Raw genomic sequence first — 24688 nt, 5'->3', positions numbered from 1 at the left:
ATTTCTTACTGGTTTTCTTCGAGCATTTTTTCAATTTGCTGTTTACCATTTCCTGCTAATAAGTGATCAGGTTGAATTTCGAGTGCTTGATGAAAATGCGCCAATGCCTGTACAACATCTTCATCATATAAGGCGATAACCCCTAAATTATAATGAGCATCACTATGTTCTTTTTGTAACTCCAATACTCTTTCAAAAGTTGATTTGGCAAAGTCCAGTTGCTCTGTTTGTGCTAGTGCCAGTCCATATTGAAATTGCACATCCACATCATCAGGGCTTAGTTCGCTTGCTCGTTGTAGATATGGAAGTGATAATTTAAACTGCTCATCGTATAAAAATGTCATTCCTAACATAAAGTAAGGATCCGCTTCTTCCAAGCCAAGACTAATTGCTTTCTGAAAATATTCTTTTGCCGAGTCGTATTTCTCCTGTTCAAACTGAACATTTCCCAATCCATAATAAGCTGTTGCTGCTTTCTCATCAAGCTCTGTTGCCTTTTGATAAAATCGTTCAGCTCGCTCATAATCTTTCATATGTAAAAGTAGATTACCAAAGTTGATATAATGAACGGGATCTTGTGGATTTTTTTCAATCGCATCTGTAAAGTATTGTGCTGCTTCTTCTAGCTTGCCTTCTTTCATATACTGAATCCCTTGGTCCATTTCAGTCATGTTAAAACCTCCTGTTGTTATTTTAGCTTAATAGTGAATTAGCGTGCAAGCACTGTCTGCTGATTGATCGTATGAATGACCAATTCTGTATCTGAATATCGCATTTGTCTTTTATCAGATTGATAAGAGACACTTTTTTGTGATTTGCTCTTCTTTTGTCCTTCATCAAGCTTATGATGGACACTTCTTGTTGATTTGTTCCTCTTTTGTCCTTCATCGAGCTTATGATGGACACTTTTGTTTTATCTTTTCACCTTTTTTAAGCGAAAGGGACAGCACATTAATATGCTGCCCCTTTCAATCATCCTACATAATCTAAATATTTATCGTCTTTAATAATCTCATCTATTGTTCCCCCACCCAAGCAGATTTCATCTTGGTAAAAGACGACTGCTTGTCCTGGTGTAATCGCACGTTCCGGATTATCGAATATGACTTTAGCAGTGCCATCTTCATTTGGATAAACGGTTACGCCATTATCTTTCTGGCGGTAACGGAATTTTGCCGTACAATGGAAAGCTTCAGTTGGTGCTTCATTAATCCAATTAATATCCGTTGCAATTAGTGCGTCGGAATATAATGCATCATTATGGTAATCTGCTCCAACATAGAGTACATTGTCTTCTAAGTTTTTACCAACGACAAACCATGGACCACCTGGACCACCGATACCAAGTCCTTGACGTTGCCCAATCGTGTAGTACATCAGACCGTCATGCTCACCTTTTACTTCCCCGTCCAATGTCATGATTTTACCTGGTTGGGCTGGTAAATATTCACTAAGAAATTCTTTGAAGTTTCGTTCTCCAATAAAACAGATTCCAGTACTGTCTCTTTTGTTCGCTGTAGCGAGTCCGTTTTCTTTGGCGATACGACGTACTTCCGTTTTTGGTAAATTTCCAAGTGGGAACATCACTCTTTTTAACACATCTTCAGACAATTGATTTAAGAAGTATGTTTGATCTTTATTATCATCCACACCACGTAACATTTCTGCACGATCACCTGTATGTCTTACTTGGGCATAATGTCCTGTTGCGACATAATCAGCACCAAGTGAAAGGGCATGGTCTAAAAATGCTTTGAATTTAATTTCTTTATTACACATTACATCAGGATTCGGAGTTCTACCTGCTTTGTATTCATCTAAAAAGTAAGTAAATACTTTATCCCAGTATTGTTTTTCAAAGTTGACGGCATAGTATGGGATATCAAGTTGATTACATACACGAACAACATCATCGAAATCTTCCGTTGCCGTACATACGCCAAATTCATCGGTATCATCCCAGTTTTTCATAAAGATACCAACAACATCATAGCCTTGTTCTTTTAACAGAAGGGCTGTCACGGATGAATCGACACCACCACTCATACCGACAATTACACGTGTATCTTCATTTTTTTTCATTGTTGTCACCACCTTAGTTTGTGAGTCTTTGGACGATTTTCGCCACTTTCTCTGCTGCCTCTGCTATATTTTCCTGAGTATTCGCTAATCCGAAGCTAAAGCGAATCGAATTAGTCGTACAGCTACTATTTTCCGTATACATCGCGCTTAACACATGAGAAGGTTCGACTGATCCTGCTGTACAAGCACTTCCACTCGACGCTGCTACACCACTCAAATCAAAATTAGTTAATAGCGCTTCTACATTGGTTCCCGGGAAGCTTACGTTAATAATGTTTGGTACGCGTTCACTATTTTCACCGTTAAGTGAAAAATTGACATTTCGGTCACGGAGTATTTGCAAAAAGAGATCGCGATAGTTTTGATATTGTTGATATCTTTGTTCTCTTTCTGTCTGGGCAAGCTGAATTGCTTCTGTAAATCCGGCAATCGCTGCAACATTTTCCGTACCTGGACGACGTTTACGCTCTTGTTCTCCACCATGCTGTAAGGCTTGTAACGTTACATCTGGATGAACATATAAAAACCCTAAACCTTTCGGACCGTTTATTTTATGAGAAGAAACGGTTAATAAATCAACTTTAAGTTCCCCAACATCTATCGGTAACATACCATAAGCCTGAACAGCATCTGTATGAAAGTAGGCTTGATGATCCGCTAGCAATTCACCAATTTCTGCAATCGGCTGGATCACACCTGTTTCATTGTTTACCATCATGACGGTCACAAGTATGGTATCGTCACGCAAAGCATTTTTCAATTGTTCAAGATTAATTACACCGTGTTCATTTACATCTAAATACGTTACATCAAACCCTTGTTTTTCAAGATTTTCAGCCGTGTGTAATGTTGCATGGTGCTCGATTTTTGTTGTGATAATATGTTTCCCTTTATCTTGATTGGCTAGCGCAACTCCAGTTATAGCGATATTATCTGCTTCAGTTCCACCACTTGTAAAAACAATATCCTTTTCGGTAGCTTTTATAGATTGGGCTGCAACCGATCGTGCTTTATCTAAAACCTGTCTAGCTTTCCGTCCAAATGAATGAATACTAGATGGATTGCCAAAATTCTCTTGTAAGCTTTCTGTCATTGCCTCGGCAACTTTCGGGTGTACCGGAGTTGTCGCGGCATGATCTAAATAGATAGCTTTCATTACTTTCAACTCTTTTCTTTAAATGTAGAACATGTAAGGATCCTGTACACCTTTTTCCCCATAAGTGGACAAGTCCTCTAATGTGGTTGTATCCAGTACATCTTTCACTGCATCACGAATTCTGATCCAAAGTTCCTGTTTGGCTGGCTCTTCCTCTTCAATTCCCTCAACCGGAGTGATTGGTCCTTCTAGAATTCGGATGATATCTCCAGCTGTTATCTCATTCGGTTCTTTTGCCAATACATAACCACCATATGCGCCACGAATACTTTTTACTAAGCTAGCATTTCTCAATGGGGCAACTAGTTGCTCTAAATAGTGTTCTGATAAATTATTTTCTTTGGCGATACTTTTTAACGACATCGGGCCGTTGCCATTATTTTTGGCCAGCTCGATCATAATCGTAAGTCCATATCTCCCTTTCGTAGATATCTTCATGATTACACCTCATTTTTCCCCTTCAAATTATCTATATACAATGTTCGTCATTAGTTGTTATTATAGCATGAATGATATACTAATTGCAGAACAATTCATAGCAGGTAAAAAGAAACAACGAACGTACTTAGCTAAGTATTTCTCATCATTACATACTTGCCTATATTAAGAAAGCAGCTAAAAAATGTCAAGTTGCTTGCTCTAGAAGTAATAGAAAGGATGTTACCATGGCAAATCAACCACTTGCATTTCGAATGAGACCAAAAAATATAGATGAAGTAATCGGACAACAACATTTAGTAGGAGAAGGCCAAATGATCAGGAGAATGGTTGATGCAAACCGACTCCATTCAATGGTATTCTATGGACCTCCAGGCACAGGGAAAACCTCTATGGCAATCGGTATTGCAAATAGTTTAGGTATTCGCTATAAACTATTGAATGCAGCGATTGATAAGAAAAAAGATATGCAGATTGCTGTAGAGGAAGCAAAAATGTCGGGACAGCTTGTCGTCATATTAGATGAGGTGCACCGACTTGATAAGGCAAAACAAGACTTTCTTTTGCCACATGTAGAATCGAATTTAATTACATTAATCGGTTGTACGACGTCAAATCCTTATCACTCGATCAATCCTGCGATCCGTAGTCGTTCCCATATTTTTGAACTCTTTCGGCTCGAACCTTCAGATATTATGGAAGCATTAGATCGTGCGATTGCAGATGAAGAAAATGGTTTAGGAAAGTTGCCACTTGTAGTGGAGCAAGAAGCGAAAGAACATTTTGCTAATGCCTGTAATGGTGACTTGCGAGCTGCCTTAAACGGCCTAGAACTAGCAGCCTACTCTACCCCTCAAACCGATGACCAGATCGTGATTGATTTAGCGAATGCTGAAGCTTGTATGCAAAAAAAGAGTTTCTCCCATGACAAAGGAGGAGATGCCCATTACGACGTATTATCTGCTTTTCAAAAGTCAATCCGCGGCAGTGATGTTGACGCTGCATTACATTATTTAGGACGACTGATCGAAGCGGGTGACTTAGAAAGTATTGCTCGGAGAATGCTGGTTTGTGCATATGAAGATATTGGACTTGCAAATCCACAAGCTGGTCCAAGAGCCTTAGCTGCAGTCGAGACCGCTGAACGCGTAGGCTTTCCGGAAGCCCGTATCCCTTTATCTGTGGCTATTGTCGAGCTATGTTTGTCTCCGAAATCGAATAGTGCTTATTCAGCACTGGACGCAGCACTTGCTGATATTCGTAGTGGTGATACCGGTGAAATACCCGCTCACTTAAAAGATGCGCATTATAAAGGAGCATCAGCCCTTGGTCGTGGAGTTGATTATAAATACCCGCACGCCTATGAAGGCGGCTGGGTTAAGCAACAATATTTACCCGACAAAATCAAGCATAAACAATACTATCAGCCTAAGGATACCGGTAAGTTTGAAAAAAATTTACAACAAATATATCAAAAAATGAAAAAATAGTGTTTAATTCACTCCTTTTCTGGTCACAATAGCGAATAAGTTAATCTATTCGTACGATTATCAATCTATTAGAAAAGCAAAAAGCACCCGATCAAAAACGTATGACCTGTGCCCGTTCAACACGGATGGATCGAAGTTGCCACGCAAAGTGGCGCTTTTAATCGATCATACATACGTAGGAGACAAAGGAATCACAGTGACGAAGGAACTGATGATGACTTATCGTACGAAAATGAAGGAAGGGCACTAGTTTTTGGTGCTTGGAGCTAGACATCTCTGTTTGCTTAACTATCTATTAGAAAATATATCAGAATCAAACAAGGAGTGAACATCCATGGCGAAAGTACGTCAAGATGCATGGTCACATGAAGATGACCTATTATTAGCAGAAACAGTATTACGACATATCCGGGAAGGGAGTACGCAATTAAGGGCTTTTGATGAAGTAGGCGATAAATTAAACCGCACTTCAGCAGCTTGCGGATTCAGATGGAATGCCGAAGTGCGACAAAACTATGAACAAGCTGTACAAATTGCGAAAAAACAACGAAAAGACAGGAAAAGAGCACTTGCCAAACAAAATAATGTTTATACACCTCCTAGTGTACAAACTAGTCAACAAGAAAATGAGACAAATAGAACAATTGAAGAAGAAGTATATTCGATGTTGAATTGGAATTCCAATCGCGAACAAACTCAAACAGAAACTACTCCAGTTGCTGAGTCTTATCAGGAAGAATATAGTATAGATCTAGATCAAGTCATTCGATACTTACAATATTTGAAGAAAGAGCAAAAACTAGCACAATCTTCAAAGGCCAATAACCAAAAACTAGCGCAAGAAAATGAGCAACTACAAAACCAATTGGAAAATGAACAAAAAAGAGTAAAAGAATTAGAGAAGGAATTACAAACGATGAAGGAAGACTACCAAGCCTTTATGCAAATTGTCGAGCGAGCTAGAAAGATGGTAGTGTTTGAAGAAGAGGAATCACGTCCGATTCCGAAATTCCGCATGGATAAAAACGGTAACTTAGAACAAGTAGCAAAATAATGAAGCAAAGGCAGCTACCTTCAGAAGCTGTCTTTTATTTTTGTACTCGAAATATTCTCGTAGACACTTTTTCTCTTTTTGGCTTTCTTTTGTCCGTGAGAGCTGTTCTCGTGGACACTTTTTCCCTTTAGGGCATTCTTTTGTCCGCGAGATCTGTTCTCGTGGACACTTTTTCTCTTTTTGGCTTACTTTTGTCTGCGAGATCCGTTCTCGTGGACACTTTTTCCCTTTTTGGCTTTCTTTTGTCCGTGAGAGCTGTTCTCGTGGACACTTTTTTCTTTTTTAGCTTTCTTTTGTCCGTGAGAAACATTGGTTGTACTACAATTTTATCTGTTATGTATAATCGACTCTTTTCTTAAAAACTAATCAGAATATCTGCACTTCTAAATCACCATAAAACTTTCATATCCGGTTGGATTCTACATATAGAAAAGACACACCATGTAAATGATGTGTCTGTTAATTTTAAATCGACAATCCCAATTGTGCCGTCGTAAGTGATGAAGTTTTGATCCCGCTCCTAGCAGGTGGGTGCCCTGTCCTATACTTCATGCTTCCGCTATTTTTCATATAAGTAAAGCGGCATGCACACCATATAAGAACGCCGGGCTCCCGATGTAATTGGTGTTCGGTCAAAACGTCAATAATCCGACGAACACATCAGGATTTTTGTTATCTTGTTGTTAACTACATAATAGCATATCGAATTTTGGAATTCAAGGGTATTACTTTACAATACCTTAACCATTTCTTTACAATTATTTTAATTTTAAATGTAATTCATTTAGTTGTTTACTATCAACAGGACTTGGTGCCTCTGTCATTGGATCTGATGCTGATGCTGTTTTCGGGAATAAAATGGTATCACGTAAATTCGTGCGACCTGCAAGCAACATAATGAAACGATCAAATCCGAAAGCAATACCTCCATGTGGTGGTGCACCATATTCCAATGCATCAAGTAAGAAACCAAACTGAGATTCTGCTTCTTCTTTCGTGAATCCAAGTTTTTCAAACATTTGATTTTGCATGTCACGTTGATAAATACGAAGTGAACCTCCACCTAGCTCATATCCATTCAATACTAGGTCATACGCTTGTGCACGAACTGATCCAGGGTCAGTATCCAATTTGGCAAAATCAGACTCAAACGGCATTGTGAATGGATGGTGGGCTGCATGGTAGCGCCCTTCCTCTTCATCATATTCTAATAGTGGCCAATCTGTGACCCAGAGAAATTCAAATTTGCTTTCATCAATTAAATCATGTTCTTTAGCCAACTTCAAGCGTAATGCACCTAATGTGTCATATACGACTTGTTTTTTATCAGCTACAAAGAACAAAATGTCACCTGGATTAGCATCAAGCAAACTGCGGAATTGTGCTTGTTCTTCTTCCGAGAAAAATTTTGCAATAGGTCCTACTAAAGCTTCTTCTTCTACTTTCAGCCAAGCTAACCCTTTTGCACCATAAATTTTTGCGAAGTCTGTCATATTGTCCAAATCTTTACGAGAGTAATGTTCTGCTTTTCCTTTTAAGTTAAGAGCACTTACTTTCCCACCATTTTCTACTGCTTGGCGGAATACTTTAAAGCCAGATTCCTTCACTACTTCAGAAAGGTTCACTAATTCCATATCAAAACGTACATCTGGTTTATCTGAACCGAAACGCTCCATTGCTTCATCATATGGCATGCGATGGAATGGCGTTTCAATATCTAAACCTTTCACATCTTTCATTACTTTTTTCATCATATTTTCTGTCATTTCTAAAATATCGTCCATTGACATGAAAGATGTTTCGATATCAATTTGAGTGAATTCCGGTTGGCGATCAGCACGTAAATCTTCATCACGGAAACAACGAGCAAATTGATAATACTTTTCGAAACCTGCAACCATTAATAATTGTTTAAACAACTGTGGTGATTGTGGCAATGCGTAAAAGTAACCTTCGTGAACACGACTAGGCACTAAATAGTCACGTGCACCTTCTGGTGTACTTTTTGTCAGCATAGGTGTTTCCATTTCTAAAAAGTCTTCGCTGTTTAAAAATTCGCGTATGGATTGTGTTGCTTGGTGACGTAACTTAAATGTTTCCTGCATGACTTCACGACGTAGATCGAGATAACGATATTTTAATCGAATATCTTCTGATACATCGATGTCATCTGTTAACGTAAATGGAGGTGTTTTTGCTTCATTTAACACCTTTATTTCACTTACGATAACTTCAATATCACCGGTATCAATTTTAGGATTAACTGTTTCAGCATCTCTTTCTACCACTTTGCCTTTTACTTCAATGACATATTCACTACGGATACTGTCTCCAACCTCATGTGTTTCTTTACTGTTTTCAGCATTAAAAACGATTTGGACAACGCCAGATCGGTCGCGCAAATCAATAAAAATAATTTCGCCAAGGTCACGACGTTTTTGCACCCAGCCTTTGAGTGTAACTTCTTGATTCACGTGATCTTTTCGTAAAGTTCCTGCTAAAGTTCGCATGATTCTCCCCCTTATAAAATCCCTTGCATGTGTTCTGTTAATTGATCTAAAGCAACTGTTTCTTGGTCACCAGTCTCCATATTTTTTACGGCGATTTGATTATTAGCTAATTCATCATCGCCCAGAACTAGTACATATTTTGCTTGAAGGCGATCAGCTGCTTTAAATTGTGCTTTAAATTTCTTCGCTTGATAATCCTTATCTACTTGAATACCTGCTTGACGTAATTCATTAACGATGGCTGCTGCTTTTAGATTGGCAGCATCCCCTAATGACACAACATAACAATCAAGCTTACTGTCAATTGGCAACTCAACACCTTCTGCCTCTAATGCCATCAGTAGACGTTCAATACTTAAAGCAAAACCAATTCCAGGTGTTTCAGGTCCACCAAGATCTTGAACCAATCCATTGTACCGGCCTCCGCCAGATAATGTGGTAATAGCTCCAAACCCTTCTGCATCACTCATAATCTCAAATGCGGTGTGGTTATAGTAATCAAGACCACGTACTAAATTTGGATCCACCTCGTATGGTATATTCATTGCATCTAAGTATGCTTTTACCTTTTCAAAATAAGCTTCTGATTCGTCATTTAAGTATTCTAAAATAGATGGTGCATCTTGCATTTTGGGATGTTCGCGGTCTTTCTTGCAATCTAATACACGTAAAGGATTTTGTTCTAAACGTGTCTGACAGTCATCACACAATTCTTCTTTCACTGGTGTAAAGTGATTGATTAAAGCTTGACGGTGATTTTCTCGGCTTTCCTGATCACCTAGACTATTAATCACAAGCTTTAATGACTGCAAGCCTAATGTTTGATAAGCATTCATTGCCAATGAAATAACTTCCGCATCGATCGCGGGATCAGCACTGCCTAATGCCTCTACCCCATATTGTACAAATTGTCGCATTCTGCCTTGTTGCGGTCTTTCATAGCGAAACATTGGTCCTATATAAAATAGTTTAGTCGGTTGATTAGGAGAACCAAACAACTTATGCTCAACAAATGAGCGAACGACAGATGCTGTTCCTTCTGGTCTTAAGGTAATACTTCGATCTCCTTTGTCTAAAAAAGTATACATTTCTTTTTGGACAATATCTGTCGTATCACCGACACCACGCTGAAATAATTCAGTATGTTCAAAGATGGGTGTGCGAATTTCTTGGTAATGATAGTTATTGCTTAATTCCTTCAGTTTTTCTTCGACATATTGCCATTTTTCCGTCACACCAGGTAATAGATCTTGCGTACCTCTAGGTGCTTTCATTAGATCTCCCCCTCACACATTCTCTAGATTAATGGACATAAAAAAACTCCCACCCCTAAAAAAGGGACGAGAGATTACCCGTGTTGCCACCCTAGTTGAAGTATAATTACTTCCACTCAAACAGTTAACGCCTGTTACGTTCATACCTACTCTATTCGGTACAAAGCCTCCGGAATGTCTTTCGCGTAAGCCAGTCAGCAAGAATTCTTTCAGCCTCGGGAATTCTCTCTCTTTCCTACTGTTTCTTCGCTACTCTTTCCATCATTAGCTATAGTTATCTTTAGAATTTATTATATCATAATCGTTCGTGATTGTTTTTGTCAAGTTTGTCTTCGGTTTTTCGCTATTTTTTGGGTAGAGTGAAGAGGAATATCAAATTGTGCTGCAATTTCTGTTTGATAGTTCCTCGGCTGGAATTCATGAAAATGATAAGCATTTTTAGTGTATTGCTGATTTGTTGCTGCTTTTCTGTTATGTTTGTAATGCGTATGCATCCGTTGTTCTCATCCTTTTTTACTTTTTGTTATGATTCCGGTAAGATAATAGTGATCATATGTCGAAGGAGCGTTACCAATTGTGAAAAGAAAAATCTTTTTCCTGACAATCATTAGTTTTATTTTTATTTTTTCAATATCTTTACTTATTTATGCAAAGGAAGCGCAAATTGAAGGAGAAAATTTAAACGTAAGAAGTGGACCTGGTACAGATTACGATGTAATTACAAAAGTAAATCCTCCTGACCAGTATCCAGTTCTCGAGGAATCTGGTGAATGGGCTAAAATCGATTTAGGCGATCATCAAGGATGGATCCACCAAGATTATTTTTCGATTACAGAAGAGTCTGAATCGCAAAATGACAATGAAAATATGATGGACGAAGAAAGCTCTGATAACGAAGAACAAGATGGAACAAGCTCTAATTCCGTTACAAACTCAGCGGAAACTTACGAGCAGATGGACAATAGCTTAGCAGGCAAAAAAATCGTCTTAGATCCTGGTCATGGTGGAAGGGATGTTGGTGCTATTGGTGCTTCAGGTGGTTTTGAAAGTGATTATACATTAAAGACAGCACAAATATTACGTGAAAAGCTAGAAGAACACGGTGCGGATGTATATCTTACTCGTAGTAACAATCAATATGTGCCGTTAACGAGCAGAACAACACACACCAATCTGCTGCAAGCCGATGTTTATCTCAGTATACATTTTAATAGTACCCCGGAGTTACCAGAGGTTCAAGGTATTGATACATATTATTTATCTGAACGTGATCAGCAACTTGCCGAGTATGTGCATGGTGGAATAATTAATAAAACGGACATGAATGATCGAGGGATTGAACAACGGGATTTACACGTATTGCGAGTCAATCATCGCCCATCACTATTATTGGAACTTGGGTTTATTTCAAATGAAACAGAGGAAAGGAATATTCAATCACGAGCATTCCTCGAAGCAATGAGCCGAGGCGTCTTAATAGGTCTAGAACAATATTTCAGATAGTAAAAAACGAGTTGATTAGTACCAACTCGTTTTTGTATTATCCTTATCACTCTACTCCACTATCAAGAATCATGGTAACAGGTCCATTGTTGGTCAGCGATACGTTCATAGTAGCACCAAATTGCCCAGTTTGAACGTTAATACCTTCTGCTCTTAATTTTTGATTGTATTGTTCATATAGATTTTCGGCAACATCAGGTTTGGCTGCCTTCATGAAGTTTGGCCTTCTCCCTTTTCTTACATCTCCATAAAGTGTGAATTGTGAAATCGAGAGCACACTTCCGCTTACATCTTTAAGCGATAAGTTCATCTTTTGATTTTCATCTTCAAATATACGTAAGTTTATCGTTTTGTTAACGAGATAATTTACATCCTCTTCCGTGTCTTCATGAGTGACACCGACTAATGCGACATAGCCATTCTCTATTTGGCCAACTACTTGATCATCTACTGTAACGGAAGCTTCCTTTACTCGTTGTAATACTACTTTCATGCGATTTCTCTACCTACCTTTTTACTGAATCGTTCGTTCAACTGTATAAACATCTTGAATTTGTTTTAAACGGTCGACAATCCGACGTAAATGATTAATATTATGAATCAGAATCGTCACATTAATAATCGCGATTTTATTACGATCAGAACGGCCGTTTACTGCAATGATATTTGTCTTTGATTCATTAATAACCTGTAGGACATCATTTAATAATCCACGACGGTCATATCCGGATATTTCTAGGTCAACATGATAGGACTTTGATTCAGATTCTGTATTTTCCCATTCGACAAAGATTAAACGGTCTTTTGCTTCGTTTGCCTGCACATTCGGACAGTCCTTGCGGTGAACAGAAACACCTCTGCCCTTCGTAATATAGCCGACAATATCATCACCAGGTACCGGATTACAACATTTAGACAAACGAATCAGCATGTTGTCGACGCCTTCTACCCGTACACCAGAATCTCTTTTGGATTTTTTCTTTATCGATTGGCCACTTGCATTGACTTCCTCAATCGTTTCTTCTATCTTTTTATCCTTTTCTTGTTGCTCACGAATTTTTTCTGTCAGTCTGGTAACGATTTGTGCTGCCGTAATGCCATGATAACCAACTGCTGCAAACATATCCTCTTCTGTACCAAAACTGAATTTTTCTAGGGCCAGATCAATATTTTCCTCTGTTAATACTTCTTTTGGCTCAAATCCTGCTTGTTTTAGCTCCTCTTCAACCATCTCGCGTCCATTGCTCACATTTTCATCACGACGCTGTTTTTTGAAAAACTGCTTTATTTTATTTTTTGCTTGTGAGGTTTGCGTCATTTTCAGCCAGTCTTGTGAAGGTCCATAAGAATGCTTAGATGTCATCACTTCCACAATATCACCATTTTTTAATTGGTAATCAAGTGGTTCCATCTTGCCGTTGATTTTGGCACCAATCGTATGATTTCCGACTTCGGTATGAATTTTATAGGCGAAATCAATCGGAACTGAACCTCTCGGTAATTCAATAACATCGCCTTTCGGAGTAAATACATAAACCATGTCTGAAAAAAGATCTACCTTCAATGATTCCATAAATTCTTCAGCATCATTTGCGTCATTTTGCCACTCTAATATTTCACGGAACCATGCAAGGCGGTCTTCATTGGACTGTTGAGTAGTATTGACCTTCTTACCTTCTTTATATGCCCAGTGTGCTGCAATCCCGTACTCTGCTATTTCATGCATTTCTTTTGTACGGATTTGTACTTCTAAAGGTGCACCTTTTGGACCGATTACCGTCGTATGCAGGGATTGATATAAATTTGGTTTCGGCATGGCAATATAATCTTTAAATCGTCCTGGCATTGGCTTCCAGCATGTATGAATAATACCTAAAACAGCGTAGCAGTCTTTAATACTGGATACAATAATACGTACTGCTAGCAGATCGTAGATTTCATTAAATTGCTTTTTCTGTAACATCATTTTTCGATAAATACTATATAAGTGTTTCGGTCTGCCAGAAAAATCAGCTTCGATATTAACATCATGCAATTGTTTTTTTACTTCTTCCATTACTTCATCAATATAATGTTCACGCTCTTCACGTTTTTGTTTCATTAAGTGAACGATTCGATAGTACTGTTGAGGGTTTAAGTAACGAAGTGCCGTATCTTCCAATTCCCATTTAATAGCTGAAATACCTAACCTGTGTGCCAAAGGTGCAAAAATCTCTAACGTTTCATTCGAGATACGACGTTGTTTTTCTGCGGGTAAATGTTTCAATGTCCGCATGTTGTGTAATCTGTCTGCAAGCTTGATTAGTATTACACGAATGTCTTTAGCCATCGCAATGAACATTTTGCGGTGGTTCTCAGCCTGTTGAGCCTCTTTTGACATATATTTTATTTTCCCGAGCTTTGTTACCCCATCAACGAGCATTGCAATTTCTTCATTAAATTCCGTTTCCAAGTCTTCTACAGTAATTGATGTATCTTCGACGACATCATGTAAAAAACCACTAGCTATCGTCTCGGGATCTAATTTTAAATCCAGTAAGATTCCAGCGACCTGAACAGGATGAATGATATATGGCTCTCCTGACTTACGAAATTGTCCCTCATGTGCTTTTTCCGCATAATCATACGCACGCTTGATAAAGCGAATATCTTCATCATTTAAATAACTTTTAGCTTCTTCAAATATATCCTCAGGCGCTAAAATTCTATCTTTTGCCATATAATCACCTTTTACTATTAGACTAACTACGTTATAAAACGTGTTTTATCTATCATACCAAAAATAAAGCAAATTTTCCTCCTATACCTTTCATTTCTCGACATTTTACTTCATTTATTTATTATGTACTAATTATTATACTAAGCATCACTAACTATAGTGATCATTGGGTGGCAATTCAACACTCATTATCTGATTCGGAATGCATAAAAACTGTGAAGTAATGAAAGTTCTGTTTATTCGAAGTAGCGTAATAACTTTAGACATAATTTTAAAAACATATAGTGATGATAACTACCACTCCGGCTGCCCACTTCCTTCCCTGGATATAATCGTTTATCCTCGGAGCAGAGGAGGTGCTTCCGGGGATATCTTCTTCCCTTCCCTGAATATAGACGATTATCCCCGGAAGGGAAGACATTTTCCTCGGAACAGGTTCGCACTTCCAGGGGTATATCCTTCCGTAGGGTTGTCTTCTTGCTCTGTCTATTAAAAAAGCATGAGTCCGATTTGTTGCTGAACTCATGCTCAAGTAAGATCCTTATAAAATGACCATATTACTTTTCTTCATTTGGCCACACGTTACTCTTAGTATTCCATCAATGTTAATACATCATAACCTTCTAGTTTGTCACGTCCGTTTAAGTAGGATAGTTCGATTAAGAATGCACAGCCTACTACAATACCACCAAGCTGCTCGACTAGATTAATTGTCGCTTCGATCGTTCCTCCTGTTGCTAATAAGTCATCTGTTATTAACACGCGTTGTCCAGGCTTGATTGCATCTTTATGGATCGTTAAGACATTCTTACCGTATTCTAAACCATAATCAACTTTTATTACTTCACGAGGAAGCTTTCCTTCTTTTCTAACTGGTGCGAATCCGATTTCTAATGCATAGGATACTGGACAACCGACAATAAAGCCTCTTGCTTCAGGACCTACAATGATATCAACATCTTTACTTTTAGCATATTCGACAATTTCGTTAACTGCTGCTTTATATGCCGGACCATTGTCCATTAATGTTGTAATATCTTTAAAGCGAACTCCTTCTTTTGGCCAATCTTCTACAACCGTAATATACTTTTTATAATCCATGAACCATTTCCTCCTCATGTATCTCAGCATTCATTTGCTCAGATATCCATGTTTTTAATTGTGTATACGATGAATAAATTAATATTTCTTCTAGTTCCATCCATTTTTTTCGATCTTGATAAACCTGTGCTTCTGCTAAATCTTTTTTAGACGGATGATCGGCAGGCACAATCAATCCTTCTTTACGAGTTACAAACTCCAGTTCATGAAAAACCTGGAACATAAATTTAATTTTTTCTAATTTCCATCCTTTATATTGGGCAAGTTTCGGAGCATCCACTTTGTAATCAAAATATTTACGCTTTAACATTAACTGATACAACCACTTAAATTCCTCTCTAGTTGGCAATGATCGAAAATAATCACTATCTTTTGTGGAGAAACATACGATCAATCGTTTAAATTCTACTTTTTGAACAAGCTCGCGAATGTCATCTAGTGATTTAGGTAGATCAAGTAAATATAGCGCATCAATGGTTTGATTAAGACTTAATACTGTATCTTTATCACAGACAGGTATTTGATCGTAGTTATGATTTTGAAAGCTCACAAAGTAGTGGTTTCCCAGATTATCCTCTAATTGTTGCTGCCAGTTCTTTGTTCCTCTATAGTCAAAAAGCTGCCAACTAGTCACAGCAATATCTTTTATCATCATTTGAGGTTTGCGGATCCCATTCCATTCGTTAACTTGCAGTTCCCCCACCATTTCGATTGGTGTCTGTTTAGCTAGGAATGGTACCTTCTCACCAAAACCAAATCCAATACTATCCATATGCACACCAGCATCGACAAATTTCATCTTTAGGTGATTTTTAGTTGCACCAATTTGACTTATCTCAGAAGGAGTTGCCTTAATATGAAAAAGAGGTTTGGGATTTGCCATGCCAAACGGTGCTAGCTGGTCGATCGTTTCCAATAACGACATATCAATATCGCTGATCGATAATTTACCACTGACAAGCAACTGCGGTTTATAATCTGCATCTGTCAATTGCTCTTGTGCTAATCGATCTAATTTTTCTTCTAACTCTATAATATTTTCTGTTGGTAATGTCATTCCGGCAGCTTGAGCATGCCCACCAAAATGTGTAAATAAATCTCTGTGTTGCATACAATTTTGGAACATGTCAAAGCCTTCAATACTACGGGCAGACCCTTTTGCCTGATTTGTTTCCGGATCACTGGTAAGTACAATAGCTGGCCGATAGTAATTCTGAACCAGTTTGGATGCAACAATTCCCAGTACGCCTTGATTCCATCCTTCTTTCGCAACGATAATTACCCGCTTTTCCGCATCAGATGATTCAAAGATTTCTATCGCTTCTTTTGTAATATCGGCAACAATTTTTTGCCTTTCCGTATTTAGTTCCTGAACATAATTAGCCAATTCTTCTGCTTCTTCAGGATCATCCGTTAACAAAAGGTCGACAGCTAAATTGGCATCCTGCAAACGTCCAACTGCATTAAGTCGCGGTCCAATTCGGAACCCGATATCTTCTTCAGTAACATTTCCTTCTATTTGGCACAGTTTTTTCAATGCTTTGATCCCTTTTCGTTCTGATCGGGTTAGTGCTTGTAAACCATAATGCACGAGGATCCGATTTTCATCTTGTAAAGGAACTAAGTCTGCGATCGTTCCAATTACGACCAGATCGAGAAACTGTTTAGGAAAATATCCAAGTAAATGTTCCGAAAATTTAAATGCAACACCTACTCCCGCTAATTCCTTAAAAGGATAACTATCTGAACATTTAGGGTGAATAATGGCATAAGCTTCCGGTAATGATTCTTGCACCTCATGATGATCCGTTATAATAACATCCATACCTAATTCATTAGCAACGGCGACTTCGTTTATTCCAGCTATCCCATTGTCCACCGTAATAATAAGTTGAAATCCTTGTCGATGTGCTTCACGAAATGCCTCTTCATTGGGACCATAGCCTTCTGTAAATCGATTCGGTATATAATAATCACACATTGCGCCACTTTCACGTAATGCCTCAATCATCACTGTAGTTGATGTCACACCATCGGCATCGTAGTCACCATAGACAAGAATACTTTCGCCTGCATCGATTGCTTGTTTCACTCGATTCACAGCTTTATCAATTTGAGAGAAAGCATTCGTACTATGAAGTAATTCCAGACTTGGATTTAAAAAGTGTTTGGCTTTTTCAGTTGTATCGATTCCTCTTTGTAACAATAGTTGCTTAATTACAGGAGAAACTTTTACATCTGCTAAACCGTCCATATTTGCTTCATCTTTATTGTTATATGTAAAAATCCAGTTTGATTGACTCTCTAACATAAATTCACCCCTGACTCACTTATTATACAAAAGTGTATCAAGGGTAGCAAACAGAATTATTTTACTGTATCGTCGTTTTCTGCTATTTCAGTTGACGTTAATTCTTCTGGTTCCGCTTCTACGACAGGATTTTCATGGGCTTTTAACTCATTTAGTTCTTTTCTAGCAATTTTTAATTCTTTTTGCAATCGAATTACACGAAACACTCCAACTGCAGCAGTAATAATAGCTCCCATTAAAACAGAAAATAAAATAACAAGAATAAGTGGTGCATGACCAGTTCCAAATAGATAATTGACTTCAACAGCATCTACATTAATGACAGCAAAAATAGCGATAATAACTGCGAATACTACAGCAAAAATAATATACGTTTGTCCTTTCATATGCTTATGCTACCTCCTCCATGTTGTCTATTACCATAAGTTAAGTATAAAGGAATTAATATACAATGTCGATTTATGTTGTTATTTTAACAACATATCATCGATTCAACCTCGATCGCTTTACTATCCACTAACAACTTCCATCTTTTTCATTAATTAGTTCTATCGATATATACCCGTCCTTCTTACAAATTAAACTTAAAAAGCTGAGCATCTCGAATAAGATGCTCAGCTTTATATTACACTTGTGGGCCGTCATTATACTTTTTCTCTTGATATACGATCGGTTTTTCTTTAATCGATTTACCACGCCATACCAACCAAACTTGTGCTGCAATGAATAGTGATGAGTAAGTCCCCGCAATTAAACCTACAATTAACGCAAATGAGAAGTTGGTAATAGCATTAGCACCGAAAATGAATAGCATTAAAGCAGCAAATATTACCGTTAAGACAGTATTGATACTTCTTGCTAATGTCTGCATTAAACTATGATTGATAATTTTAGCAAGCTCGGCAAATGATTTGATTTTTTTCTTTTTCTTCAGATTCTCTCTAATCCTGTCAAAGGTTACGATCGTATCATTGATGGAATAACCAACTATGGTTAAAATCGCAGCAATGATTGTAATATCAAATTCCAACCTTGTAATACTAAACAATGCGATAATAAAGAATGCATCGTGCAATAACGCCAGTATTGCCGTTAAAGCAGAATAGAATTCAAATCGAATGGTTACATAAATGATGATCCCGATCGAAGCATACAAAACAGCAAGCACCGCATTCTTGGCTAATTCTTGCCCAACAACATTTGATACAGTGTTAACGGTCGGTTCATTGCCGTATTTTTCTTCAAAATGACTTCTCACTTCGGAAACTTTGTCTTGCGATAACTCATCCGAGAAACGAGCTACAGCAATATTTTCATTATCACCTGATAAAACTATTGGTGCACTTACTTCCAAGTCAAGTGTTTCAAACTCTTCTTCAATTTCTTCAGAAGTTAGTGTTTGGTCCGCTAATACTTCTACTCGAGAACCAGCTGTAAAATCGATGCCTAGATTTAATCGGAATAATGCCAAACAAGCAATACCAATTACGACTAAACCAATAGAGATGCTGAAAAATTTCTTACGGTGTTTGACAAAATCAAATTTTTTCCCGAAGACAGTTGGTTCCACTTCTTCACCACTATTAATATCAAGAATTTGATCCCGTTTCACACCAAACCATCCAGGGCGTTTATTTAACATGTTGCTGTTAACCCAGAAGCCCAGGAATAATCTGGAGCCAAATACTGCTGTGATAAAGCTTAATACGATACTGACCATTAGTAGTGTCGCAAACCCTTTTACAGAGCTTGTACCAAAGATAAATAGTACTGCTGCAGCAATCATCGTCGTAATGTTGGCATCAAATATCGTTGACAATGAATGTTGATTACCTGCTTTAAAGGCTGCTTTAACTGATTTTCCTTCCTTAATCTCTTCCTTAATCCGTTCATACGTAATGATATTGGCATCAACTGCCATACCAACCCCTAGTACTAGGGCCGCAATACCTGGCAAAGTTAAGACGCCATTCATTAATTGGAATACCAGTAACACAAGGTATACATAAATACTTAATGTTATCGCGGCAATCACACCAGGAAAACGGTAATAGAAAATCATATATATAAAGATTAAAAGAATTCCTAATATACTGGCAAAAACAGTTTTATCTAATGCTTGTTTACCAAACTGTGCACCAACTGAATCTGAATACTTCTCTTCTAATTCAACTGGTAATGAACCTGCATTTAATAAATCAGCAAGTTGTTGTGCTTCTTCAATTGTAAAAGTAGAACTTTCAATCATAATATCGGTAGTTCGTAACACTCCATCAAAGGTTGGAGCAGATATTACCTTTGAATCCTCTTTCTGGATTTCTTCTTCGTATGTATCTCCTTCCTCATAATCCATCCAGATAACCACTTGATCTGAAAGGTCTGGATTTTCCATAATTTCTTTTGTGGTGTCACCGAAGCGATCCGCATCTTTAAATTGGACACTTACAATTGGTTGATTAGTGTCTGGATGAAAATCCTGTTTGGCACTACCTTCTTTTATATCCGAGCCATCTAAATATTTTTTATCGTTCACATCTCGGAATGATAATTGTGCTGTAGTAGCTAACATTTCCCTTGCTTCATCTTGATCTTGAACTCCTGCCAACTGTACACGAATGCGATTCGGTTCTTCAATATCAAAGCTGGGCTCACTAATCCCAATCGCATCTACACGCCTTTCAAGAGTAGCAACGGTTGATTCTAATACACTTCTATCTACTTCTTGTTCTTCATCCAAAGGCTTCACATCATACAAGACTTCAAAACCACCTTGCAGATCAAGCCCTAATTTCATTTTATTTGCTATATCCGTATATGTTGTCCCAATCGTTGCTCCCAGTACTAGGACAATCAGAAAAAACGCAACGATTCTCCTTCTTTTTACCATATGTAAAGCCTCCCTAAGTTTTCACAACACTACTATATTACTATAAAAGTAAAACATGAGACAAGTAATGAAGGGAATCCTAGTCTTTTTTTTCGTTTCCTAATAAGGCATCAAGTGATTCCTGTAAATTATTATCTCTCCATGATTGTTGTGTTAAATATGTCATAAATATGTTGGGATGTAAATGAAAAATATCCTGAACCACTTCATGTAGTGTTTTCTCCGGGTTACCTTTCCATACCTTATCTTGTAAACAGTTCCAAACATCTTCTGATGTTGCTTTCGAATAATCCAGTAATTGAAATTCATTGACCTTACTAGCTATCACATCTTCCAGTTCATGCTTCCATAACGAAACTTGCTTTTTGACTGTCATGAATTTTTCCTCCATCCGTGATTAGCACTATACTATAATCCTTCATCATTTCCTACACGCTTTAACAGAAAAAAATCTATCCGAAATTGTCATGCTTGTCCTCACCTCATGCATATACTTCATTGTATATGAAAATTTTCCATTTGAGAAGGTAGGTCGAGCAAAGTGACCAAACAAAATTTTTTACAAGGGACTATTATTTTAATCATAGCTGGGATGATCACAAGATTTTTGGGATTTATTAATAGAATTGTGGTCGCGAGATTAATGGGTGAAGAAGGTATTGGTTTATATAATATGGCATTACCAACCCTTTTTTTAATGTATACGATCTCGCAAATCGGACTACCTATTGCCATTGCAAAACGAGTGGCAGAAGCAGACGCTAAAAATGATCACGCCAAGATCAAGCAAATATTAATTCTTTCCTTATCCATCACCATTTCGTTAAGTATTCTATCTTCTGTGTTAATGTTCTTGCTGATCCCTTATATTTCAAGTTATCTATTAACCGATGAACGTGTCTTTTACCCGATGATGGCAATTATCCCTATTATACCGATTAGTGCTGTCGGTTCGGTAATTCGCGGCTATTTCCAAGGCCGTCAAAACATGAAGCCTCAGAGCTACGCCCAAGTCTTAGAACAAATCGTGAGGATTGGGTTTGTCTTACTATTGGTAAGCTGGTTGGTTCCCTATGGAGTAGAATTAGCAGCATCTGGTGCGATGATAGCTGTTATTATTGGGGAAGCTGTTTCCTTACTGTTCATGCTAAAAATGTTCCAGATCAAGAAACGGATTAAATTACGCAAAAATATCTATCAATACTTGAAAACAGGTAAAGAAACACTACAGCAATTGTTTTCGATAGCAATCCCTAGTACAGCAAGCCGGTTGGTCAATTCAATTGCTAACTTCCTGGAACCCATATTGGTTGCGCAAAGCCTTGCCTTAGCTGGTTTTCAAGCAACTGTAGCTACCAAACAATATGGAGCACTTACTGGCTATGCTTTACCACTTTTATTTCTGCCTACCTTTATCACACATTCACTCGCGGTTGCTCTAGTACCTAACATTAGCGAGGCAGAAGCTAAACAGCATACTAAATTGATTCACTACAGAATACACCAGGCCATTCGGCTTTCCTTCGCATCTGGAGCTATCGCTACCGTTTTATTAACGCTTTTTGCCGATGCCATATTGCAATATATGTACGGAACAAATAGCGCTAGCCTTTTTCTAAAAATAATGGCGCCATGTTTCTTGTTTATGTATATTCAGTTCCCACTGAATGCGTCTTTACAAGCTTTAGATCTAGCAAAACAAGCGATGTGGAATAATATTGCGTCAACGGTAATCAAATTTATTATTTTAATCAGCCTTGCCACCAATCCACAATTTGGGATTTATGGTGCTGCTATTGCCATGTGTGTTGGCGTCATCATAGGTACGGTATTTCATTTGATAACCTTATTCCGAGCCATACGTTTTTATATACCGCTTAAAATGATAGGGAAGATGATCGTATTAACTGGTTTAACCTTCTGGATGGGTAAATTATTAATCCAAATATTTTCCTTTCAAATAGCTGATATGTTTAACTTTTTCATTATTTTCATTCTATTAATTGTTAGTTACCTTTTCTTTCTATTCTGCTTACAATTTATTAGTAAAGATGAATTACAACAATTACGAAAAAAATAACACATCGCTCAGTGATGTGTTATTTTTTCTCATTCTTTTCATCAATATACCATTCATCATTCACATCAATCGAACAGAAGGATACCTGCTTTACGTCGTTAAAGCCTCTTTTCTCCAATTGCTGATGTAACCAGCTCTCACTTTCCCCTAATTGATCTAAGGCTTTCTCTTGTATTCTACCATCTACGATTAATGGTAATACAAGCCCATTTATCTTATTCCGTACATTAGCAAAGTCTTTTTTTTCAATGATCGAGAGCTTACCGGACGGCTCCAGAATAGCATACGATACATCTTTAATACTTTCTGTTCCGTTTTCGCGAAGTTGTTGCATAAGGTCATCAAAATTAAAGCGATTTTTCTTCATCGCATATTCATCAATTTTTCCCTTCGTAATAATAATGGCTGGTTTCCCTTCAAACCATTGCCGAAATAGGGGACTTTTTAACGAAATCCATGCAGTTAAACGCTGAATGATAAGTAAAATAACCATTGGAATTAAACCATAACCAAAAAATAATTCTAAATCTTCTATTGTCAAAACTGCGATTTCGGCTATCATGATAAAGACTACAATATCTAAAAGGCTCAATTCACCTACCTCACGCTTTCCCATTAATCGAAAAATCAGCACAATACTAAAATAATATAGCAATGTACGAAAGATAATAGTAAAAATTTCTTCCATAGACAAACTAGCCACACCCTTTACAAGCGATGTGGCTAGTTTTCCCAATGCTCATCGTAATATACTTACAACGGTTGCTGAAATGGTATCAAATAACGAAAGTAAATATAGATTGTTGCAATGACCAAAGACAGGATAACAACCGGAATCCCGTACAGCATAAATTTGAGAAATGCAATCGGCTTATTCTGTGCATCAGCAAGCCCTGCAACCACAACATTGGCAGACGCACCAATTAATGTACCATTGCCACCAAGACACGCACCAAGTGCCAATGACCACCATAATGGATCTAAATTTGCCATTCCATATGTTTCAAACTCTTTAATGACTGGAATCATAGCGGCAACAAATGGAATGTTATCCACGATCCCTGAGAAGATTCCTGAAACCCACAAAAGTAATAAAGCTGTATAGGTCATATCTCCTTCCGTTAACCACATAATTGATCTTGCAAGTTCGTCAATAACCCCCACTTCTTCTAATCCTCCAACAAGCATAAATAAACCGATAAAGAAAAATAATGTGACCCATTCAACTTGTTGAAAAACCGTTTCTGCCTCCACCTCTTTTTCACTAATTATTAAGAGAAGAATGGCACCAGATAAGGCGATAATTGTTAAATCAATATGAAAAACTGGATGTAATAAAAATCCTATAATAGTCAGCGTTAATATTGATATTGATTGATATAGTAACGGGGATTTTATTAAATAACTTGATTCTTTCATATTCATTAGCTCTTGTATTCGATTCTCATCTATATTCTTCAATTGCTTACGGAACAGAAAGCTAAGAATAGTCATAACTAAGACAAACAAAAGAGCCGCAATCGGTGCTGTATGCTGTATAAATGAAATAAAGGTTAAGTGAGGAACAGCTTGACCAATCATAATATTTGGCGGATCACCGATTAACGTAGCTGTTCCACCTATATTTGCTGTTAATATAATGGTGATTAAATATGGTAAAGACGGTAATTGAAGTAAATTTGTCAGTGTTAATATGACCGGAACAAATAATAACACAGTTGTCACATTATCAAGTAAAGCCGAACCTACTGCTGTTAAGAACCCAATCCCTACCATCAAAGGAATCGGCTTACCTTTTACTACTTTTGCTAACCAGATGGCAATATACGTGAATACACCTGTTTTTTTCGTTATCGCTACTAATACCATCATTGCAAAAAGTAGCGCCACCGTATGCCAATCTATATAGGATGTAACAGCATCTTCCCAGCCATAAACACCTGTTAATAGTAACAGTACACCACCAGCTAGTGCGACTAACGCTCTATTTATTTTTTCTGACATTATAAATATATAACTAATAATAAAAACAGCAACTGCGATGGTAACTGACATGAAATGTCCCCTCTCTAATCTTCATCGT

20 protein-coding genes, 1 other RNA gene and 1 other annotated feature are annotated in these 24688 nt (G+C 37.6%); of the genes, 4 read left to right on the top strand and 17 right to left on the bottom strand.

All coding sequences use genetic code 11. The features are described from left to right. Nucleotides 1-5: 5 nt before the first annotated feature. The 4 genes from D569_RS0105945 to cymR all read right to left on the bottom strand — a co-directional run bounded on the left by D569_RS0105945 (nt 6) and on the right by cymR (nt 3676). On the bottom strand, nt 6-671 hold the full coding sequence (locus D569_RS0105945; RefSeq protein ID WP_018931490.1) for a tetratricopeptide repeat protein: 666 nt from the start codon (nt 669-671) through the stop codon (nt 6-8). A 301-nt stretch (nt 672-972) separates the two neighbouring features. After that, nucleotides 973-2082, bottom strand: a complete 1110-nt coding sequence (mnmA, locus tag D569_RS0105940; RefSeq protein WP_018931489.1) for a tRNA 2-thiouridine(34) synthase MnmA — start codon at nt 2080-2082, stop codon at nt 973-975. Between the two features lie 13 nt (nt 2083-2095). Then, nucleotides 2096-3238 (bottom strand): cysteine desulfurase family protein, encoded by a 1143-nt coding sequence (locus D569_RS0105935; RefSeq protein WP_018931488.1) that lies wholly within the window; start codon nt 3236-3238, stop codon nt 2096-2098. Nucleotides 3239-3256: 18 nt separating this feature from the next. Next, nucleotides 3257-3676, bottom strand: coding sequence for a cysteine metabolism transcriptional regulator CymR (cymR, locus tag D569_RS0105930; RefSeq protein ID WP_018931487.1), 420 nt, complete (start codon nt 3674-3676; stop codon nt 3257-3259). A gap of 227 nt (nt 3677-3903) precedes the next feature. Between cymR and D569_RS0105925 the strand changes: the two genes are divergently transcribed. Continuing rightward, nucleotides 3904-5166 (top strand): replication-associated recombination protein A, encoded by a 1263-nt coding sequence (locus tag D569_RS0105925; RefSeq protein WP_018931486.1) that lies wholly within the window; start codon nt 3904-3906, stop codon nt 5164-5166. Between the two features lie 334 nt (nt 5167-5500). Next, a complete protein-coding gene (locus D569_RS0105920; protein WP_018931485.1) occupies nt 5501-6220 on the top strand; it encodes an RsfA family transcriptional regulator in 720 nt (239 codons plus the stop codon). 472 nt (nt 6221-6692) lie between these two features. Here D569_RS0105920 and ssrS read toward each other — a convergent pair. The 4 genes from ssrS to D569_RS24305 all read right to left on the bottom strand — a co-directional run bounded on the left by ssrS (nt 6693) and on the right by D569_RS24305 (nt 10498). Further along, a non-coding RNA gene (gene ssrS / locus D569_RS23940) (6S RNA) lies at nt 6693-6890 on the bottom strand. A gap of 88 nt (nt 6891-6978) precedes the next feature. Beyond that, on the bottom strand, nt 6979-8730 hold the full coding sequence (aspS, locus tag D569_RS0105915; RefSeq protein WP_018931483.1) for an aspartate--tRNA ligase: 1752 nt from the start codon (nt 8728-8730) through the stop codon (nt 6979-6981). Nucleotides 8731-8741: 11 nt separating this feature from the next. Beyond that, a complete protein-coding gene (hisS, locus tag D569_RS0105910) occupies nt 8742-10004 on the bottom strand; it encodes a histidine--tRNA ligase (protein WP_018931482.1) in 1263 nt (420 codons plus the stop codon). 59 nt (nt 10005-10063) lie between these two features. Further along, nucleotides 10064-10278 (bottom strand) — a binding site (T-box leader). A gap of 46 nt (nt 10279-10324) precedes the next feature. After that, nucleotides 10325-10498 (bottom strand): hypothetical protein, encoded by a 174-nt coding sequence (locus tag D569_RS24305; protein ID WP_018931481.1) that lies wholly within the window; start codon nt 10496-10498, stop codon nt 10325-10327. 82 nt (nt 10499-10580) lie between these two features. On the opposite strand from D569_RS24305, the gene D569_RS0105900 reads away from it, so the two are divergent. Beyond that, nucleotides 10581-11507, top strand: coding sequence for an N-acetylmuramoyl-L-alanine amidase family protein (locus D569_RS0105900; RefSeq protein WP_018931480.1), 927 nt, complete (start codon nt 10581-10583; stop codon nt 11505-11507). A gap of 46 nt (nt 11508-11553) precedes the next feature. Here the strand turns inward: D569_RS0105900 and dtd are convergent, their stop codons facing one another. The 7 genes from dtd to D569_RS0105865 all read right to left on the bottom strand — a co-directional run bounded on the left by dtd (nt 11554) and on the right by D569_RS0105865 (nt 20901). After that, entirely contained in the window at nt 11554-12000 is a 447-nt protein-coding gene (dtd, locus tag D569_RS0105895) for a D-aminoacyl-tRNA deacylase (RefSeq protein WP_018931479.1), read from the bottom strand. Nucleotides 12001-12021: 21 nt separating this feature from the next. Continuing rightward, on the bottom strand, nt 12022-14226 hold the full coding sequence (locus D569_RS0105890) for a RelA/SpoT family protein (protein WP_018931478.1): 2205 nt from the start codon (nt 14224-14226) through the stop codon (nt 12022-12024). 588 nt (nt 14227-14814) lie between these two features. Further along, a complete protein-coding gene (locus tag D569_RS0105885) occupies nt 14815-15327 on the bottom strand; it encodes an adenine phosphoribosyltransferase (protein WP_018931477.1) in 513 nt (170 codons plus the stop codon). Further along, nucleotides 15317-17638: a single-stranded-DNA-specific exonuclease RecJ gene (recJ, locus tag D569_RS0105880; protein ID WP_018931476.1), complete on the bottom strand. Its 2322-nt coding sequence runs from the start codon at nt 17636-17638 to the stop codon at nt 15317-15319. Before recJ ends, D569_RS0105885 begins: the two co-directional genes overlap by 11 nt. A 56-nt stretch (nt 17639-17694) precedes the next feature. Next, nucleotides 17695-18024 carry a LapA family protein gene (locus tag D569_RS0105875; protein ID WP_018931475.1) on the bottom strand — a complete coding sequence of 110 codons (330 nt, stop codon included), beginning with the start codon at nt 18022-18024 and terminating at the stop codon, nt 17695-17697. A gap of 239 nt (nt 18025-18263) precedes the next feature. Then, nucleotides 18264-20525 carry a protein translocase subunit SecDF gene (gene secDF / locus D569_RS0105870; protein ID WP_018931474.1) on the bottom strand — a complete coding sequence of 754 codons (2262 nt, stop codon included), beginning with the start codon at nt 20523-20525 and terminating at the stop codon, nt 18264-18266. A 79-nt stretch (nt 20526-20604) separates the two neighbouring features. Continuing rightward, nucleotides 20605-20901, bottom strand: a complete 297-nt coding sequence (locus tag D569_RS0105865) for a post-transcriptional regulator (RefSeq protein ID WP_018931473.1) — start codon at nt 20899-20901, stop codon at nt 20605-20607. Between the two features lie 165 nt (nt 20902-21066). Between D569_RS0105865 and spoVB the strand changes: the two genes are divergently transcribed. Next, nucleotides 21067-22605 (top strand): stage V sporulation protein B, encoded by a 1539-nt coding sequence (spoVB, locus tag D569_RS0105860; protein ID WP_018931472.1) that lies wholly within the window; start codon nt 21067-21069, stop codon nt 22603-22605. A gap of 19 nt (nt 22606-22624) precedes the next feature. Here the strand turns inward: spoVB and D569_RS0105855 are convergent, their stop codons facing one another. Both D569_RS0105855 and D569_RS0105850 read right to left on the bottom strand, forming a co-directional pair. Next, on the bottom strand, nt 22625-23293 hold the full coding sequence (locus D569_RS0105855) for a DUF421 domain-containing protein (protein ID WP_026287232.1): 669 nt from the start codon (nt 23291-23293) through the stop codon (nt 22625-22627). 65 nt (nt 23294-23358) lie between these two features. Then, a complete protein-coding gene (locus D569_RS0105850) occupies nt 23359-24660 on the bottom strand; it encodes an ArsB/NhaD family transporter (RefSeq protein ID WP_018931470.1) in 1302 nt (433 codons plus the stop codon). Between the last annotated feature and the right edge of the window lie 28 nt (nt 24661-24688).

The organism is Gracilibacillus lacisalsi DSM 19029 (assembly GCF_000377765.1).
Classification (GTDB): Bacteria; Bacillota; Bacilli; order Bacillales; family Amphibacillaceae; genus Gracilibacillus; species Gracilibacillus lacisalsi.
The sequence above is the reverse complement of the archived record's forward strand: the minus strand, read 5'-3'. Positions and strand labels throughout refer to the sequence as shown.